Here is a 19,147-nt window from a genome sequence, read left to right as displayed (position 1 = left end):
ACTTTATTTCCGAAATCCCTAAATTCGATAAATTATAAATTATATAACTGACTTGTGAAGAAAGAATGTCCGTTTAGTGATAAATTATTGAAATCAATCCTAAATCACACAGCCTTTGCCGTTTCTTACAATTGATTCATATTCCCTGTTTTTGCTTGCTTCTATCTTTCTTACAACTTACCACTTATCACTTACGACTGGTGTTTTATCTTATTACTATAAGTTTGCCCGTTTTCTTTCCCTGGTCCGATCTGACTACCCAGAGGTAAACACCGCTGGCCACATATTTGCCGTCTCCGTTCTTCCCATCCCAGGCATACCCGTTCGGATCAATAAAGGAGTTCAAATCTATCTTCCTTACCAGTTCCCCGCTAACTGTATAAATCCTTATCTCTCCCTGATAAGGCAAATTCCTGAATGTGATCCCTCCGGCCAGCGTTCCTTTTGCAACATCCCCGAGTTCAGGCACCCAGGGGACCGGGGCCACTATAACATCATCTACCGAAAGGTTGAGCGCTCCAAATAGAGCGTATACACTTAAGTGGCTGACCCTTGCCGTAACTATCTTGTTTGACTTATCTATTGTTGACGGGACTTTACTCCATAATTGCTTTGCCTCATCAAGCCACCAAAGGCTTAGAGAATCCACCCTTAAGCATGTTCCGTCTACCATACCGTTATTGTCATTATCAAGGTATGTCATTGTAAGAGGTACAGGAGAAAGAAGGGTCTGGCTGCTAAAGATCTGCTGGTAATTAGAGTCATACATATTTGTTTCCACATACCAGCTTGGCCTATTCTTGTCATTAATCTTGGATTGAGCTTTATCGAATATCGATTTTGATACTTTTTGCGGGTTGGTATCCGGATTTCCATTCATTAAAATATAGGCATCTTGAGGCAGTGAACCAGGTGCTATGGCCACAGTTGCTTTCTCGCCTAGAGTTTTTAGTATGCTTACCCTGTTAGTGACCTGGGCATCCTTGGCTATTATAGCCCTGAACCGCTTTCTATATTCGGTATCCAGCACGTTCCAGGCACGATCCCTCACGCTTGTAGATATTACAAGGTCATAGGTCCAGTTAGACGTAAAATTCGTGCTTAAAGTTACAAAAGTTGCAGTCGTTATGGTAGTGTCAAAACTCAGCGCAGGGTCCAGCTTTTGAGATATAGCGTCCTCAGTTTCATTACTTAGGGCCTGGAAATATATATTGTTAGGCAGGGTGTCCGTTGATATAACTTTTTTAAAATCCAGTTTTATTTGGGCAGACAGAGGAACACCGTAATCCAAACCGTTAAAAGGCACGCCACCGATATTTATCTGCTGGGGTATGGAAAATGGAGTCCGGTCATCGCAAAAATAATAATTGAAGCTTGTGATATCTGACCATTGATTTTGATTATCCTGAGCCATAACCTTTAAGTAATACTGTTTTTGGTCATTCGGTTCAAAGACTATTACCGGGTTAAAGCAGGTATTAGCTGTGCTTACTGAAATATTAGGCGTTGCAGCAGGGGCCGTGCTCCAGGATAGGAAATAGCTCGTGATAGGGAAACTAGTATAAAGGACATCCCAGCTGAAGGAGGGTGTGCTTGAATTACTGCTCCCTCCGTTTTTTACAGGCCTTGTATCAGCCGGTGAATATTTGCACCTTATGGCACTTAAAACAGGGATTGCAAATTTTAATGTTTTTTGGTTTACAACTGCACTGCTTGAAGTAATAATATGATAGGCGTTCCGCACATACACATTATATCTGTACGAAGTAGAAACTTTTAAATAGTTGTGCTGCCAGCTTGTCGATGACAACCAGACAGGGGCCAAGGAACCGGCATTTCCAGTTCCGTCAAGCCACATCAAATTATCCGCCTGTACAGCAAATTCCGTATTTACAGGATTATTATTCAAATCATAGGTAATAGTGTTAAAAAACTTTAGATCAGGATTCCAGTTAGTTTTAGATTTAAGATTAGTTACAGCCGCCGCAAAGGTATAGGTGGAGAAAGTTACAGGAGCACTTTCTAAATTCTGGGTAGTTAAGGCGCTTAACTTATAGGTATATTTTTTATTCGGTAAAAGTCCTGCAAAGGTGGAAGTAAGATCATTTATATCCGTAATAACCCTCGAAAAAGTGTCTGCATATATCTTATAGCCGTTTATTAAGGGTTGCACGTTGACTTCGCTTGACAGTTCACTTGGCTGCCCTTCAGCTCCTTCACTGTTTACTCCTTTTATAGCGAAGTATAAAATAGGTGAGGCGGCAGGATTGGCAATGCTTTGCCAGTTAATCGTAATTGAACTAGTATAGGTTTGTAAAGAAAAATCGTTTACAGGTAAAGGAGTTGAACCGTTTATATGGTAATTGTAGTAATCAAGTTCTGGAATAGACTGGTTTGCAGCCCGATTTATATAATGCAGGCTGTTGAAACCATCAATATAATAAGGGCTGTAGTTTTTGGTACTGTAGTATATAGCCATATAACTTGCATCAGCGGTGGGAGCCCAGGCTATTCTGATGTAGTTATTATTAATAACTGATAAAGACGGTGCGAAACCGGGTTGCTGGGGCGATGAATGGACCTGAGTAGAACTTGAAATAAAATAAGGGTCCTTAGTGTGTGATTGTTGAGCATCAGACCAAGCCTGCAATTTAAATGTATAGGGCTGGTTAGTGGTATTAATAAAATTCAGGATATTACGGCCGGCAGTTATCCATTCCTGCCTTGTGTAAAACTTTGCATCTGTAAAATTAGCACTTAAAGAACCGTCCCCTTTGAAATAATTGTTGCTTCCGTCATCCCTGATTATTGCGTACTTTGTAAATACTGAATTGGGATCATTTGTATTAATATCAACCTGTATAGAGTTATGATTATTAGGATCCCATCCTGCATACGCATGAGGAACCGCCGGCCTTGCCAATAACGTCCAGGTTGAAATATTTATAGAATTTTCCGGCATGCCAAACCCGTTCTGCGCTGCTACTTGTATATTAAATCCCATATTAGAAACAAGAGATTGTAGTTTAATATTATTATTCCATTGATTGTTTACCCATTGGGTCGTTGTCTGCAAGAAGAGAGCTGAGGCCAAAGTCTGGTTCTGCTGTAAATACTGCGTAGTGCCGTCCGCAAGAACAGCTTTTACGTAATATTTTGTAAAACTACTGCTATTCATAGTATATAAATTACTGAAACCTAAATTAATGGCCCCTGTTGTAACGGACTGTAATGAGATATTAGGTTGGAAAGGCCGCGTAAAAGTGGAAAAACCCAGAAGATAGTTGCTGGTTAATACATTCTTTGTTTTTGCACCGAGAGTGACAGTGTAATATCTGTTGGCAGGCAGCGGAAGGCGGATCACCGTACCGGTTGAAGCGCCTTGGACCACACCGTCTACCATACACCCGCCCCAGGTTTTGGTCGTGTACCACACTTCTGAATCACCTAAAGTGCCGTTTGCATTAAGATATTTAGTGTTTTGTCCGTGCGGTTTAATTTTAAAACAATACGTGTTGTAAGTATTATTTATATAATTTTTATGTACATCTATCATAACTTTTATAGTATCTGTTGTAACATCTATCAAGACCGGGTCAGGATATTGAGTCCTGGTATCAGTACTTACCTGCGCGGAATAATTAGTCTCTATGTTATAAGAATTCCTTGCCTTTACCGTGAAACGATAATTTGTTCCTGGATCCAGATAATTTACCAATATGCCTTTTGCACCGTATCCACGGTAAGTATCTGCACCCCACTGGGAATAAGTCTGCCAAACCTTACCTGTGCCCAGTTTGCCGTCTGCCTGCACATAATAAGTATTCGAATTAGCCAGGGTTTTTATCAAGTACTGTGTCATAGCCGAATTAGCCGAATTACCAAAAGATACAAATATGCTATTGGTACTATGCACAACATTATTAAAAGAAGTTACTTCAGGAGTACCCGGAACTTGAGCATAGGTGCTTGTAGTAATAGTTGTCAGATACTGGCCCTGCCCGAATTGGTTTGCCGCTCTGATTAAAAAAGAATAGAGACTTCCCGGAATGAGGCCTGTTTGTTTCCATGTGTAAGGGCCTGCGCCAGACGGGGCCTGTGCTGTCAAAAATCCGAGTGTGCTTGAATACACTTTATAGGACGTGGCTTCTGCCACCTGGCCCCATTGCCAGGTTATGGTAGTTGTACTTACACTGATCCATTTTGAATCAGGCACCAGAGATGGAGCGGTCGTGGAAGATGAAGGTGCCGAATACGGCGATTCGTAAGCACGGCGCGCTTTTATCATATAAGTATACGTAGAATTCGGGTTAAGGTCAGGGTCTACTACCACATCGCTGTCGCTGTGATGAGTCCAGGTTTGCAGAGTTGTTCCTCCGGCCAAGTCCAGGCGCAGTATCAGGTATAACGTATTTCCGCTGTTGCCATTCGTTAATATCTTTATCCGTACATTATATTTGTCCGTGGGATTCCAATCAGATATACTTGCAACAGCAACCGGAGTATTTGGAATAACCAGAGTATCATCCGCGAAAGCTTCTTTATATACTGCAGTTAAGCAAATTATAAAAAATAAATATAAATATAAAGTTTTTTTCATTTTAAGCTCTTGTATAGTGCATCCTGTTGTTCGCTTATTGCTATTTTTGTCCGTGCTCGTGTCGTTACTTATAACTTATACCTTACCGCTTACAACTGTTTTTTTACTTTATTCTTTCTATAGCCCTTAAAGATTCCTTCATCTTTGGGTCATAGAAGAGCGATTTCTGGAAATACGTTTTTGCCTTATCCATATCCCCCTGGCTGAAATATGTCATTCCTTTCTCGTAATAACTCTGCGACAGCTGTTTGGATATCTTTTGAAGTTCTGTCTTTGCCGCCGCATTGTCAGGGTCATATCTCAAAGCCTGATTATAAAGCTTCGCGGCTTCCTCAAAATCATTTTTCTGATAGGTTGAAAAACCTTCTTTATAATATTGCTCTGCTAAAGACACCTTGGACATTGCGATGTAGTTCTTGATCCTGCCTACCTCTTCTGAAAACTCGTAATCATTAGCTATCTTCAGGCTTTCATAAAAATAGCTTAAAGCCTGTTCAAACTTATTCTTTTCAAAATATTTCAAAGCTGTATTATATACCTCTGCCAGCTGGTCTTTTACCTTAGTCTGCTTCTGAGCTATCTTTTCTATTTTCTGTTTCTCTAGCATCTCATTTATCTTGGCATTGCACTTATCCAGGAAATCCTTTGCGTCAAGCCTGTCCGGAGCTGCCAGGATAACTGCTTCAAAGTACTTTATCGCCGCTTCATAATTCCCTTTGTAATACAGGACCGTTGCCTGCCTGAATATCTTGCTGACCTCCGTACCGGCTATCTGTTTTAACTTGTTCTCTATGGTCAACACATATTTTTCCGCTTCTTTGTTTCCGGGGTCGATCTTAAGCATAATATCAAGTTTGTCTTTTGCAGCGATATAATCTCCTTTGTTGATAAGGCCGATAGCAAGTTTCCATTCTTTTTCTATTTTTTCCTTATTCATCTGCCTGTTCTTTTCAGCCTCGACGAGTTTGAGAGTATCGTCTACAGCTTTTAGATTACTCATAGCGTCTTTATTGTTCTCATCAAGGTTCAATATGCGGGTAAAATATCTCTTTGCAGTTATAAAATCTTTAGCATTAACAGCATCTTTTCCTTTCAGGAGATATTTTGTTATGATGGCTTCCTGTTTTTTCTTTAGTTCGTCCAGAGCGGTATTTACTTTATTCAGATACTGCCTTGAAGGCTTATGGCCCGGATAGGCCTCAAGGATCTCCTGGAATGCCTGCTTTGCATAGACATAATCGCCTGAACGGTAATAATCCATAGCTGCTTGAAAATGAGTGTTAAGGTAGTGTTCCGATGCCAACTCGTTTGAAAATATGTTCCCGAGTGGTATGGCTACGCTTATATTGTGTATAGCCGAGAAATACTCCGCAGGAGTAAAAGCATAATCGATCTGGACCCCGCCAAGATTAATGCCAAACCCGGCTCTCACACCAGAATTAAAAGCATCTTCTATAAATTTATACCCGGCTCTCAAAGAAAGGTTATAAATCGGGTCTACACTGCACCCGGCAGACAAACTCATAGGCCCTTGGTTCGGCATGCCCACATCAAAAACTACATTTAAATTCTTTGCTTCATATTTTTTATAATTCAAGCCCAGGGCAAGCGTTTGCGGAAGGTCGTTCGTTTCCTTTACGAACTTCAAACCGCTTCCCAGATTTTTATACACTATACCTGCTGTCAAGCCTTTTATCAAATTTACCCTGTATATGCCGCCTACATCAACAGCTATCGCTTCCGCCGAAAAATCCGCTAAAGTACTGCGTACGAACTTGAAGTTCATGCCCACTGAACCGTATTCTTTTACGACAGGTATAGTTTGTTTTATAGGCAAACAGTAACTTGCAGTAAATAAAATATCGTTGCTTTGCGACACACCGACAAGATTAAAATCCTTATCGCGGCCTTCTATATCTCCGTATGATAAATAACTTAATGAAAAACCAACACCGCCGTAAGAAAGCGGCATAGCAAAACCTGTATATGTATATCTGATCCCTTCTACATAAATTATATGGTTAATGGACAGCTTTGACCGGTCAACTCCTAACAGGCCAGCTGGATTAACCAGCATTACACTAGGCTGTTCCATGTATGCTCCCACAGAGCCATCACCCATTGATACTACTTCCGGATCAGGATTTATCTTTAGAAACTCACCCCCGGTACTACCTGCAGAAACAGCAAAAGCAACACTATATGTAACTAATGAAAATAAAATAAATATTGAAAATTTAATAACTATTTGTAGCGGAATTCCTACAATAAAATCTGTATATAGGAGTAAATTTTCAACTCTATTTGATTTGATATTTAGAGTATTTTTATTCATTTTTTAAATAAAAAGGTAGATTGTGCTGTATACTTCATGTTTCCTATATAATTATAACTATATTGATTATATTTGTCAATCTTTTTATTGATATATGCTATTGAAATTTATTATTAACAAATTTACTTATATATAGGTAATATAAGTCTTTTTCAATATAATGATTTATCAATAAAAGAACAAAATATGAAACTATGTATAGTGCTATAGGTTTCTGTGAAATATGATAAAAAGAGTGGCAGCATTTTTTATACCACCACTCTTTTAAATCATATATTAAGGGTATGAGATTTCTATCCTGATAATTCATATAGAAAAATCCAGTAACAATACTAAAATTAATACTCTTATTTCCCCCTTTTCTCCTGCTCCAATTCGAGTTTATCAAATGCTTTTTCTGCATTTGCCTTAATGTAGTCTTTTACCTGCTGGCTTAGCTCTTTTATCTGGTCGGTCATAGTTTTAAGGTCTTCAAGGTTCAAAGCAGCAAGGCTGTACATGGTTTTCCCATTTTCCCAGCGGTCCATTATTTTTACGCCGGATAACGTATTTGAAGTAAAAGTCTTTATAGTGCTTTCCACATACTGCTCCCCGCTCGTTTTTTCCTGCTCCGGCACGCTGGCAGAGCTCATATAATCGCGCATCAAAGAAGTAGACATGGTTGAAAGCTGTTTTGAAATTTCCGCAATAGCCCTGTTATCTGAAGTAGTTCTTCGCAGTGCCTCAGATTTAATGCCTTCAGCGATACCGACCCCGTACAACACTTTTTTGTCTTTTGGAAATGCACCACTTCCTTTGAGTATCCAATCGGGCTTTTTGGCAACACCTGCACACCCGATCAAGAAACCAAAGCATACTGCCAGAAACACGTACAAAACCTTTCTCATACACCCTCCTTTATGTCGCGTTCCGCCTTTTGGGCGGAACTTACCCTCCTCTCGGCGGGATTCTCTGAACCCTTCTAATTTGTAAACTTCCTTATTTACTTCAGGGGTAAGGGGTAAGAAAAATCTTGCTTCTTACTTATCCCTTACACCTTAGCCCTTATTACTGGTTTTATTGTTCTTCAAAAAAATACCTGCTTATCATGTCTTTAATAGAAACCTCTGATTCGGTCCTGGCGTTATTAAGGGCTTTTTCTTGTGCGGTCTCATCGTTTAGGCCTGAAGCATCGCCTTTTGGCGAAACGGACGAAAGTAATTTGCCATTTAAAGAACCGTCGAACATATCAAATGTCGATTCCCAGCTGTAAAATTTCCAGCCTTTGAGGTTTCTAGATTGAGGTTTTAAATCCAATTTACACCTTATGATAATCATATTTTTAAAATTTTCACCGGTTTTGGGCAAGGCAGTGCTTACCTTAAAACCAAGACCAGTAATAGTTTTGTTGGCCACAGCCCTTAACTTATACTCTTTAATGCTTTCATCTAAAACCACGAAAATCACTTTTTGCGCTTCTTCCTGCCTCATTTTCTCAAGCTGTGCAACAGAAGTATCGCTGATGTCCGGCATTGCAGATGCGGCATCCGCTATTCTTTTTTTGCCGGTTAGTTCGTTTATCTTTGTATTAGCCTTTATTGCCATAGATAAAGCCCGTATTTTATCAACAGGAGATTCATCTCTATTTACCAGCTGGAGCTTAGCCTGTATCGTTTGCTCAAGTTCTGCTATTTGACTTGATAAAATAGCCGACAATTTCATCTTTTCTAAAACAGCTAAAGCATAGTATTGCTTATTCTTTTTATCGAACCAGGTATCTGCTATAGAGACGCCTTCAAGCACATCATTTGTAGACGAATTTGTCTGGATCTCAGTCTTCTGAGAAGAAACAGAATCAGGGTTATTGCCTTTTATTTTTGTTTCTTCTTTCTGCACCTGGCTTGAAACCTGAGATATCGCTACATGGAATATCTTTGCGATCTCAGCCCTGGCGCTTGAGCGAGCCAAGTCTAAATTAGAGCCTACACCCACACCTGTTAAGAATTTGCTTTCAGGGTAATCCTTGCTCTTGCCTAAAATCCAGTCAGGTCGCTTAGCGGCATATATAGATGTTGCAGCTATTATCAAAAATCCGACCAGAAGAATTAGTTTTTTTAGCTTGTCTAACATATTGGCCTTTTCTAGCGTAGAGCGTATAGCGTTTAGCGTATAGAAAAAAGACTTTGAAGTTCTATCCGCTCTACGCTATACGCTAAACGCTTATGTTATTAGTTTGCAGTTCTTAAAGCAACAAATGTTTTTTTTCCTTTTACAATTTTTATGTTGTTCAAGACCTGGTTTTTTACTTCATTGTTCGACTTATCATAGAATTTTACTTCTACCGAATGCGTGCCTTCGGGTAAAGATATCCTTGCCAGGTTTATCTTGTCAGGCAAGGACCGCCAGGAGCGTTTGTCAGAAGCTTCTGTTGCGGCTGAAACGGTTTTGAGCAGTGTTTTGGCAAACCAGGCCGAGACTTCACCGCTTGATTCTTTTACTTTACTCGTGACCTTTTGTGCAAGAACGAACTTTATGACCCCGCGGGCGATAGTTTTTGCTCTTATCCTGTTGATTCTGTCTTCCAACCCTTTGATCGCTATTGCGCCTATATCTTCGGCCATGACACCTGTGCTTGAAAGGCCGTTTAAAGCCGTTACCTTTACTCCTAAATTCTGTACAGCATAGTTCTCACGCACATATTTCGGGAAAGCAAGCCGTATCTGTTCGTCCGACGCTATCGAATTGACGATAGCCCGTGCCTGTTCAACCTGCTGTTCTTCTTCGCCTTTTACGTCCATATTTTCAACATAAACCCAGCCTTTTCCAAAACTTATTTCAAAAAAGTGGTCTATTTTGACCGGGCACAAACCGTTATAATGGATCACCACCAGTTCGCCTCCGGCACTAGCAGTGTCCTTCTGCTTTAATTGATATTCCTGTTCGATTTCTCTTATTTCATCGCTAAAACCGAGCTTCTTTGCCGTCTTCAGGGCATCATATACAAGTTCTTTCGGCGTAGATACCCCGTAGTTTTTTACATAGTATTTATATGCATCGAGCGCTTGCCTGTATGAAATGAAAGCATCGTTTATTTCCCCTTTGTTTTCATAGAGCATACCCATAAGATACCTCACAAAAGCATCTTCGGTATAAACGTCCTTGAATCCGTAATTTACTTTTAATGTTTTTAAGAACTGGTCAACCTGCCTTGCTTCGACCAAAGCGTCATCCTCCTGGTTTAAGAAAATATAATTTATGGCACAAAAAACACGGACCAGGGCCTGCTCGAAATCTTCGCCGTAGTACGGCCTCATATTATCGCTTATAAGCAAGGTCGAAGCTTCAGTGGTTATGCTTTTAGTAAAATATTCTTCGCTGTATTTCTTGGCTTTTTCAAAAGACAGACTGCTTTCCGTGTAGTTCCCGTTGTAATGCAGAAGCATACCGCGGTCTAGATAGTACAGGAGCGCATTCTTTTTGCCGTATATATCATCCTTTGAACCTTCGTTCAGAGCCACGGCGTCAGAAAACTTCCCTTGGGTAAGGAGTTTGTTTAAATTGTCATAATAATTCGTAGTCGTAGCACAACCGGCAAGCAAAACAGGAACCAGGATAAAATAGAATAATCTGCGAAAACATATTTGTTTCATAGTTAAAAACTCCGATGACAAAATATCAAATAAATCCCAAGGACCAAGAAACAAGTACTAAACAAATCTCAATAACCAATATCAAATTTCAATATTTGAATTCATGGTTGGTTATTGTTTCTTGGTTATGGGTTATTATTTGGTTATTGTCTCTTATAATTTGGAATTTGTTTCTATTCTTAGAACTTCGATTTAGCTCTTTTCACAACCTTTTTTATCTTCTTTTGCCCTATCCAGACTTTCTCATTTGTTTCCATATCTATCAATTCCAATTCAACCTGATAGTATTTAAGAGAGACCTTTCCGGCTTCGTCCATTATGGTATTTATCTGCCCTTTCAGCATAAAATCTGCGCCGTATTCCTGCCCCATGTTTTTGGCGGTCTTCATGCTTGCATTCTGCGCCTGGTCCATCCTTTCATCCCTTATTTCATTCCGCTGTTCCTTCGATGCTACGAATTTAACTTTTCCCGAGTTAGTCACTTCCCTTTCAAGGTCAGCAACGAACGTTTCAGTATTTATGTGTTCATGGCTTTTATTTAAGACTGCGCCGACTATTACGCGCGGCTTCTCGTTTTTCTTAGCACTAAACTCTCCTATCCAGGGCCTCGCCAGCACATCACCTATCATTTCAGCCGAAACCAGCTGGGAATCGGTATCATTCCACTCGCCGCTGACATCAATCTGTTCCGAAGCATCCGTCCTTGAAACCTTTGGCATGCTTGAGCATCCAGACATTCCCACTAATACCGCACCAAACACCAACACTGCAAAAAACCTGTACATGCTAACCTCCCATAACTTCAGCTCTAAGTTGTAAGCGGTAAGTTGTAAGAAAAAACTTGATTTTTACTTAATTCTTACAGCTTATAGCTTATCGCTGGTTTTTTCATTCTTTCGGCAATAAAAAGTAAAACGTTGAGCCGTTCCCTATCTGGCTGTCAACTCCTACTTTTCCACCATGAGCTTCTATAATCTTTTTCACAAAATTAAGCCCGAGACCCGCACCCTCCACCTGCCCGGTAAAATTTTCTTCTATCTGGTAAAATTTATCAAATATCTTCGTCCTTTCTTCAGAAGGTATTCCAGGGCCGTTATCCTTTATTGCAAGGCCGAAAAAACCGGCGTTTTCATAAGCCTTAACTTCAACTTTTTTATCGGCCTTGCCATTGAATTTTATGGCATTCTCTGTCAAATTCCTTATTACTGCCTCAATTTTATCTGCATCCATTTTTAAGTCCGGCATCAGGCCGACATCCTCATTTATCGTAACGTCAGCCGACTCTTGTTCGATATATTCTTTAAGATTGGAAACCGCTTTTTCTGCCACCAATTTGAAGCTGTAAACCATTTTTAAAAGATTTAAGCTATCGTTTTCAATCAAGGTGAAGTTAATGAGTTTATCAACAAGTCTTGCAAGATGATTCCCCTGCCTCTGTATGCTTGATACCGCCTTTTTGTGGAAATCATTCAGATTTTTATCCTGTAAGAGCAGCGGGCAATAGCCTATGATTGCGACAAGCGGGGTCCTTAACTTATGGCTTACCAGAGATATGAAATCCCTTTTCAACATCGTCTCTTTTCTTTCGACCGTTACATCATTAAAAACAAGCAGAATACCGTTCATATTTCCGTTATGATCCATTATTTTATTGAAAGTGCCGGACAAATAAAGAGGCTTCCCTATCGAACGTAAAAATTCAGCCGAAGTTGATTTTTGATCCGATTTTAATATTTCGCTGATCGAGGGCGTTACGGTAAAATCTGCAAAAATATCAAGAATATAACGCTTTCCTGTATTTTCCAGGCCTATAAGGTTATCCGCCTTCTGGTTCACTAACAATTTCTGGCCGTTTACAGCAAAAAAAATCGCACCATCCGACATCTGCGAGAACATCGCCTCTATCTTTTCTTTTTCTTCGGTCAAATTAGCGAACAATTTTGCATTTTCTATTGAAACAGCTGCCTGGGCAGCAAAAGCTTCAAGGACCGCTGCGTCTTCCGGAATAAACTCTCCGTTCTTTTTATTTATAGCTTCTACTACTCCAAGAAGGACTTCTTTATATAGTAACGGGACCGCCAGGATGGACCTTGTCTTAAAATCTATTTTATCATCTGTTTTAGCTGTCCAATGGGATTCACCCGGCAGGTTGTTGGCTATCTTTGATTTTTTTTCTTTTGCTACCCAGCCAGCTATCCCCTCTCCTATTTTTAAGCGGACCTCTTTTAATCTGGATTCTTTCTCGGTTAAAGCCAGGTCGAACACCAGTTCATCGTTCTTCCTGTCGTAAAGGAGTATCGAGGAAGTCTCTGCTTCAACCATATCCGTAGCCAGTTTCATTATATGCCTTAATAAACCAGGCAGATCAAGCGTCGAAGAAAGTTTCTGGTTCGCCTCCAAAAGGTATTTGAATTTTTCAATAGTTAAGCTCAAACAACACCCCTTTGATTGCAAATTTATCATTTTTCATTTAGCATTTACCAATGCAAAAATGAAAATCATTTTGAAATGCTAATTTTGCAATTTGCATTTCCAATTTCCGGCCTGATAAATTTCTTCCCGCCGGCTGTCAATTTTTTTAGTTTAGCAATCGAATCTGCTTCTATATAAAGCCTGACTACCGGTTCGGTCCCTGAAAAACGCATTCCCAGCCAGGAACCGTCTTCAAGTATAAATTTATAACCGTCCAGAGTGACGACGCATTTAACCTTTATCCCTGATATTTTATCCGGTAATTTTTTAGTCAAACGCATTTTAAAATTTTCTATCTCTTCAAAAGATAAATGGAAATTGACCCTGTCAGAATAAGTGCTTCCTACAAGTTTAAATATCTCATCCATAGTCTTCTTTAAAGGCTTTTTACTCATGCTTACCATTTCACTGGCTAGCAGGCATGCAAGTATACCGTCTTTTTCAGGGATATGCGACCTTATAGTAAGCCCGCCGGACTCTTCTCCGCCGATTATAAAATCTTCAGGGTTATTTACCATCACCTCGCCTATATATTTAAAACCTACTGGGGTCTCTTTGACTTCCAAACCGAAATAACCTGCGATCTTATCTATCAAGTGGGTTGTCATAACGCTTCTTGCAACAACACCCTTCCATTTCCTGCTCCGTACCAGATGGTACAAAAGAAGAGAGATGGCCTGATTCGGGTTAATGAAGCTTCCGTTTGAATCAAGTATACCGAAACGGTCTCCATCGCCGTCAGTGGCAAGCCCCAGATGGCACGATTCCTTTTTCATAACATCAAAGAGATATTCAAGGTTCTTAACGTTCGGTTCAGGAGCACCCCCTCCAAAGAGGACGTCCCTCTTGTTATGAAAAACTTTTTGCTTTACGCCGGCCTCGTCAAGAGCCTCATCGAGATAACCAATACCCGTACCGTAAAGGACATCCGTCAAGACCTTAAGGTTTGCGCGCTTTATCGCCTTAAAATCCACCAATTCTTTTAACCGCTTTAAATACAGCGCCTTTGGGTCAATCTCTTTATATAAGCCCTGCTTTTTTGCAAGGACCGGATCGGTTTCTTTGATATCGTCAATTGTCAAAGTGTTGCATTTTTCTTCTATGGCTTTTGTTGTATGAGGCAGCGCAGGCCCTCCCCAGGAAGGAGAGAACTTTAAACCGTTATACTGGTACGGGTTATGGCTTGCGGTAAAGTTTATCCCGCCGGAAAGCCCTTGCCGTATTATTTCAAAAGCCAGCACCGGAGTAGGTGTGTCCCGTTTACAAAGAAGCGCCTTTAGGCCGTTTCCGGCTAACACCTGCGCTGAAGCTTTCGCGAAGTTTTCGGATAAAAACCTGGTGTCATAGCCTATTATGACCGCAGGCCTGATATTATCTTTGCTTTTATTGGATTTTATGTACTCACAGATCGATTGGGTAACGAGGCGCACGTTAGCAAACGTAAAATCGTCGGCAATTATCCCCCTCCAGCCGCTTGTACCAAATTTAATCATACTGCCTCTTTAATTAGACTTCAGACCAGACTGCAGACTACAGAAAAACCTTAAAAGATTCGGTTTTAGTCTGTGGTCTGTCGTCTGTGGTCTGCTGTCTATTTTTGCCATTTCTTTACTTTTTCAGAGTATTCCCTCAGGAGCTCTTTTGCTTTCTCGTCATCCCCTGATTCGGCCCAAACATGAAAATAGGCTTCGTCCGCATCAGGCAGGAGCAAGACCCAGCCGCCGTTAGAAAATAGCTTTACACCGTCAATCAGCTCAGATTTTTTGCCTTTGGTCTCTTCGATGGCATAACGCATGGTCTGGCCCTTTTTGTCCCAGGGGCAGGAAAGTTTTTTATGATGCACTTTAAAAGGCGGTATTTCATTTACCAGTTTACTTATAGAAGTTTTTGCTTTTGCAAGCATTTCCAATATTTTGCCTATCGTATACATGGCGTCAAACGCAGGTTCAAACTCAGGGAAAATGAACCCTCCAGAACAATCTCCCACCAAAACCAGGCTTTTTTCCTTTGCTCCCTCTACTATCTGCCTGGGGCTCGTGCCTGTGCGCAGGACCTTGACCTTATGATGGTATGCCAGCTGATCTACAACACCTGACACATGCACCGGCACAGCCAGGTTGCCTCTTTTGTAAGTCCGCATCACAAGTTCACTGACCGCCACCAGAGACAAATCGTCAGGAAGCACCTTGCCTTTTTCATCAACGATAAATACTTTTTCTGCTCCGGTATCTATCAAAAACCCGATATCCGCCTTTAAAGTAGTCGTGATAGTTGAAAGCTGTTCAAGCGAATGCTTAAAGTCTTCCACGCTTTTTGTAATTTTACGGGGGTTAAGATGTGCGTTCAAAGCCACGACTTCAAGCCCCAGGTCTCCCAATATAGTCGGGAATATCATCGAGGCGCTTGAATAGGCGTAATCTATAACGACCTTAAAATCAGCCGAGCGTATCATTTCTTTATCGACGGCTTTCAAAAACCCTGATTTATAATATTCCAGAGCCCTGGGTGAGACCGTGATCTCGCCTACTTCGTCAAGGAGCGCCCTTTTAAAATCTTCCCTTAAAAAAAGCTGTTCTATCGCTTTTTCCTGCTTTATCGAGATATCCCCGCCGCCGGAATCAAAAAACTTTATATCTATCAGCCTTGGATCAAACGGGGATTGCCTTACATGTATACCTCCGGCTTCGCCTTCTTTGCCCATCTCATACCGGATAACAGGTATCGGAGTTGTACGCAGGTCTCCTACCCTCACCCCTGCAGATAAAAGCCCGGATATCATCGTTCTTTTTATCATCCTTGACGCAGGATGCGCATCGCGGGAAGTTACAACATAAGCTCCTTTTCCAAGGTATGCACCGTAGGCGGCTCCTACCTTAGTGGCAAATTCAGGTGTAATTTCTATATTCCCGAGGCCGGTAATGCCGTAAGCGCTAAAAAGCGTCCTGTTCCATTTTTCTCCCCACACAAGGCTTGTTGAGACTATGGACTCTTCCTCTATCGTCTTATGCGGCCATATCTTTATGTTCTGCCTTACAAGCGCCCCGGGGCCTATCACACATTCATCCGATATCACCGTTCCTATCTGGACCGCGGCTTTATCCCCTATTTTTGTTTTATTGCCTATAACAGCTTCCCTAAGCTTTGAATCCCTTCCAAGCTCGACACCATCCCAGACTACAGAACCTATGATCTGGGCACCTGCATGAATCGTAACACCGGAACCTATAACAGAACGGTTTATCTTTGCGCCTTTTTCAATAGTGCAGTTGTTGCCTATTATCACCTGGCCGTCAAAATCCACGTCCTCATCGATTGCGGTCCCTTCTCCGACCACTATCTCCTTGTCTCCTATTTTTTTGGCATGCCCGCCCAAAGCAACTTTTATTTTGCCGTCAAGAATATCATAATGACTCAAGCGGTATTCTTCAAGGGTCCCAACATCTTTCCAGTACCCTTCCGCGATATAGCCGTAGAGTTTTTTTGTTTCTTTTAGTAACGCCGGAAAAAGGTCCTTTGAAAAATCAAAGGGCTGGTCTTTTGGAATGAAATCAAATACTTTCTGGTCAAGCACATAGATACCTGTGTTGATGGTGTCGGAAAAAACCTCGCCCCAGGAAGGTTTTTCCAAAAACCGCTCGATCTTGCCGTCCTCTTCTGTTATTACGACCCCGTACTGGAGCGGGTTGGCAACGCGGGTCAGTACCATTGTGGCTAGAGCTTTTTTCTTATTGTGGAATTCGACCGCTTTGCCAAGGTCAAAATCAGTGAGAAGGTCACCGGAAATAACAAGGAACGTGTCTTCTTTCAGGCTGTCTTTTGCAAACCTTACGCTTCCGGCCGTACCGAGGTCCATTTCAGGCTTTAAATATTTTATATTAACCCCGAACTTTGAACCGTCCCCGAAATAACCTGTTATGACTTCTGGCTGATAATAGAGCATCATAACGTTGTTCATAAAACCATGTGACTTTAATAGTTTTATTATATGGTAAAGCATCGGGCTGTTTGCCATGGGAACCATGGGTTTGGGAATATTAAAACTTAGAGGCCTGAGCCTCGTGCCAAAACCGCCAGCCATTATCACTGCTTGCATTTTTTGTTCTCCTCAGAGAAGGTTAATTACGGTTTTTCTAGAGTTTCTTGAATTGAAGTTTTATAGTATCAAATTTAATCAACCAAATCAAGTGGAACACCTCTCCAGCCTTGCGGGATTCTGCTGCAGCGGGATTTTAAACAACATATTTCAGGTTTATTTCAGGTATAACCCTCTTGAGGCAATCAGGGTTGCAGAAATCTTTAATATTTCCGGAAAGCAGCTTTTTTCTGTAACTTAACATTCTTTTGCCGTTCCATATTTTATCAATATTATCATATTTTATATTCCCGATATAATGCCCGCAGAAACAACCCGGTTTTATCCTACCCTCTAAATCAATAAATAAAGATAGCCATGGAATATGGCAAAAAAGTTTGTTTTTATCCGGGTTTCTCTGCCCGTTTACAACTCTCTTTATATCTGGCCTCTCGCCCTTTCTTAAGGCGTTATCCGGCAAGACCCATTGTTCAAATTTTATGCCGCAGTTTTTTGCCTTTCTCCCTATTTTTTCAAAACTCTTTTTTAAATATTTTCTTATCTGGGCACCGGAACCTATTCCAAGCCTTTCACTTAAAAGCTCGCTTTTACAATAAACAGGCATAAAAGCCAGAGAAGTAAACCCGTATTTTTTTGCAAAATCCACGAATTTATTAAGTTGCCGGTAATTCTTTTTCATTACAACGACATTAAGATGCACCCCTAAATTAGGGTTTATTTTTTCTCTTAAATCTTTAAATAACTTTAATTTCTTTGTTAGAACGTCAAAGTTTGCCCCGCACCTTATGTTTTCATACACTTTTTTCGTAGCTCCATCCAGGGAAAAAATCATGTCTACATTATATTTTATCAGCTCAAGCATCAGTCGTTTCGTCAACAACATGCCGTTCGTAAAAACGACCTGTTTTACTTTACATTTTCCGAACTGCTCAAGCAGGCCCTCAAAACCCTTGTATAAAAAGACCTCTCCGCCCTGCCAGGAGACCCTTTCCAGGTAAGGGGTTATTTTTTCAATAGCTTTTATCGTTTTCTTTGGCAAGTCCCATTTTTTTTCATCCTTCCTTTCGCACATTACGCATCTTAGATTGCACCTGTTGGTTAACACCACATCTAAATTCCTTACTTTTGATGATAATTTAATTTTTCTCTTTGCTATTTCAGCTTCTGATTTGATGATATTACTGAGAACCGGGCAACCCTTAGAAACAGATTTATTAAGGGCCCTGGCTTTTTTAAGGACTTGTTTTATTTTACCTTCATAATTAAGCCGTTGTATTTCCCGTATCTTTTTTCTGCTAAGCTCAGCACTGGCTTCGTTTTTCCCGGTCAGGTTATCAGTTAGCCTGGAGTGCCTTTCTAAATATTTTATTGACAGGCCGGTTTCTCCAAGCTTATCATATATTTCAGCTAACTCCTTTTCCGGGCAGCCGGCAGCTGCTTTAAACCCTATTGCTTTTTTTAAATGACAAACAGCCTTTTCATATTTTCCTAAATATTTGAAGGTTTTTCCAAGGAAAAGTTCTAAGAACAAATTAGAACCGTTCAACCTTTTTGCTTTTAAAAGATACTTTTTTGCAAAATCATAGTTTTTTTTAAGCAGGTATGTTTCGCCTAACTCGGAATACACCTCAGGCAGGAATTCATCTTTTTTATGCCAGAGCAGGTTTCCAAAAAATTTGACCGCTCTTTTATAATCGCCGAGGAATTTAAATGCTTTCCCGAGAAGAATAGAGGCCTGGGCGTTTGACCCGTTCAAGCGGTTTGCTTCTAAGAGATGCCTCTTTGCCAGATCGTATTTTTTGAGAACCAGATAGGCTTTTCCAAGTTCAAAATGCGCCTGTTCAAGAAAGTTCTTATTGTTTTCTTTTACCGTTTTTTTAAAAGCCTTGATCGCTTTTATATAATCTTTTGCAAGAAACCTCTTGCCTGTTTCAAGCCAGCTTATAGCCATTTTACATTTTTCATTCATCTTTATTAAAGTTGCTAAGGTCAAATAGAGCAGCCAAATCCCTATAGAA

General features: G+C 40.6%; 11 protein-coding genes. 1 reads left to right on the top strand and 10 read right to left on the bottom strand.

Annotated features, from left to right (window positions below; all coding sequences use genetic code 11):
- Window positions 1–205 precede the first annotated feature (205 nt).
- Together LHV68_00620 and LHV68_00615 are read right to left on the bottom strand one after the other, a co-directional pair.
- Window positions 206–4,600 (bottom strand): hypothetical protein, encoded by a 4,395-nt coding sequence (locus LHV68_00620; protein ID MCB4790370.1) that lies wholly within the window; start codon window positions 4,598–4,600, stop codon window positions 206–208.
- 103 nt (window positions 4,601–4,703) lie between these two features.
- Window positions 4,704–6,749: a PorV/PorQ family protein gene (locus LHV68_00615; GenBank protein ID MCB4790369.1), complete on the bottom strand. Its 2,046-nt coding sequence runs from the start codon at window positions 6,747–6,749 to the stop codon at window positions 4,704–4,706.
- Here LHV68_00615 and LHV68_00610 point away from each other — a divergent pair.
- Window positions 6,694–6,942, top strand: a complete 249-nt coding sequence (locus tag LHV68_00610) for a hypothetical protein (protein ID MCB4790368.1) — start codon at window positions 6,694–6,696, stop codon at window positions 6,940–6,942. The two genes, LHV68_00615 and LHV68_00610, sit on opposite strands and share 56 nt — an antisense overlap.
- A 340-nt stretch (window positions 6,943–7,282) precedes the next feature.
- Here the strand turns inward: LHV68_00610 and LHV68_00605 are convergent, their stop codons facing one another.
- The 8 genes from LHV68_00605 to LHV68_00570 form a co-directional block, all read right to left on the bottom strand.
- Window positions 7,283–7,822, bottom strand: a complete 540-nt coding sequence (locus tag LHV68_00605; protein ID MCB4790367.1) for an LPP20 family lipoprotein — start codon at window positions 7,820–7,822, stop codon at window positions 7,283–7,285.
- Between the two features lie 169 nt (window positions 7,823–7,991).
- Window positions 7,992–9,044 carry an LPP20 family lipoprotein gene (locus LHV68_00600; GenBank protein MCB4790366.1) on the bottom strand — a complete coding sequence of 351 codons (1,053 nt, stop codon included), beginning with the start codon at window positions 9,042–9,044 and terminating at the stop codon, window positions 7,992–7,994.
- Between the two features lie 98 nt (window positions 9,045–9,142).
- The gene (locus tag LHV68_00595) at window positions 9,143–10,564 is read right to left on the bottom strand and encodes a hypothetical protein (GenBank protein ID MCB4790365.1); all 1,422 of its coding nucleotides are present in this window, start codon (window positions 10,562–10,564) and stop codon (window positions 9,143–9,145) included.
- A 179-nt stretch (window positions 10,565–10,743) separates the two neighbouring features.
- Window positions 10,744–11,349, bottom strand: a complete 606-nt coding sequence (locus LHV68_00590; GenBank protein MCB4790364.1) for a penicillin-binding protein activator LpoB — start codon at window positions 11,347–11,349, stop codon at window positions 10,744–10,746.
- 103 nt (window positions 11,350–11,452) lie between these two features.
- On the bottom strand, window positions 11,453–12,997 hold the full coding sequence (locus tag LHV68_00585) for a GAF domain-containing protein (protein MCB4790363.1): 1,545 nt from the start codon (window positions 12,995–12,997) through the stop codon (window positions 11,453–11,455).
- Window positions 12,998–13,062: 65 nt separating this feature from the next.
- Entirely contained in the window at window positions 13,063–14,529 is a 1,467-nt protein-coding gene (locus tag LHV68_00580) for a phosphoglucomutase/phosphomannomutase family protein (GenBank protein MCB4790362.1), read from the bottom strand.
- A 98-nt stretch (window positions 14,530–14,627) separates the two neighbouring features.
- Window positions 14,628–17,129 (bottom strand): mannose-1-phosphate guanyltransferase, encoded by a 2,502-nt coding sequence (locus LHV68_00575; GenBank protein ID MCB4790361.1) that lies wholly within the window; start codon window positions 17,127–17,129, stop codon window positions 14,628–14,630.
- A gap of 136 nt (window positions 17,130–17,265) precedes the next feature.
- Window positions 17,266–19,098: a radical SAM protein gene (locus LHV68_00570; protein ID MCB4790360.1), complete on the bottom strand. Its 1,833-nt coding sequence runs from the start codon at window positions 19,096–19,098 to the stop codon at window positions 17,266–17,268.
- Window positions 19,099–19,147: the final 49 nt, after the last annotated feature.

This window comes from Candidatus Liberimonas magnetica (assembly GCA_020523885.1).
Lineage (GTDB): Bacteria > Elusimicrobiota > Endomicrobiia > Endomicrobiales > JAFGIL01 > Liberimonas > Liberimonas magnetica.
The sequence above is the reverse complement of the archived record's forward strand: the minus strand, read 5'-3'. Positions and strand labels throughout refer to the sequence as shown.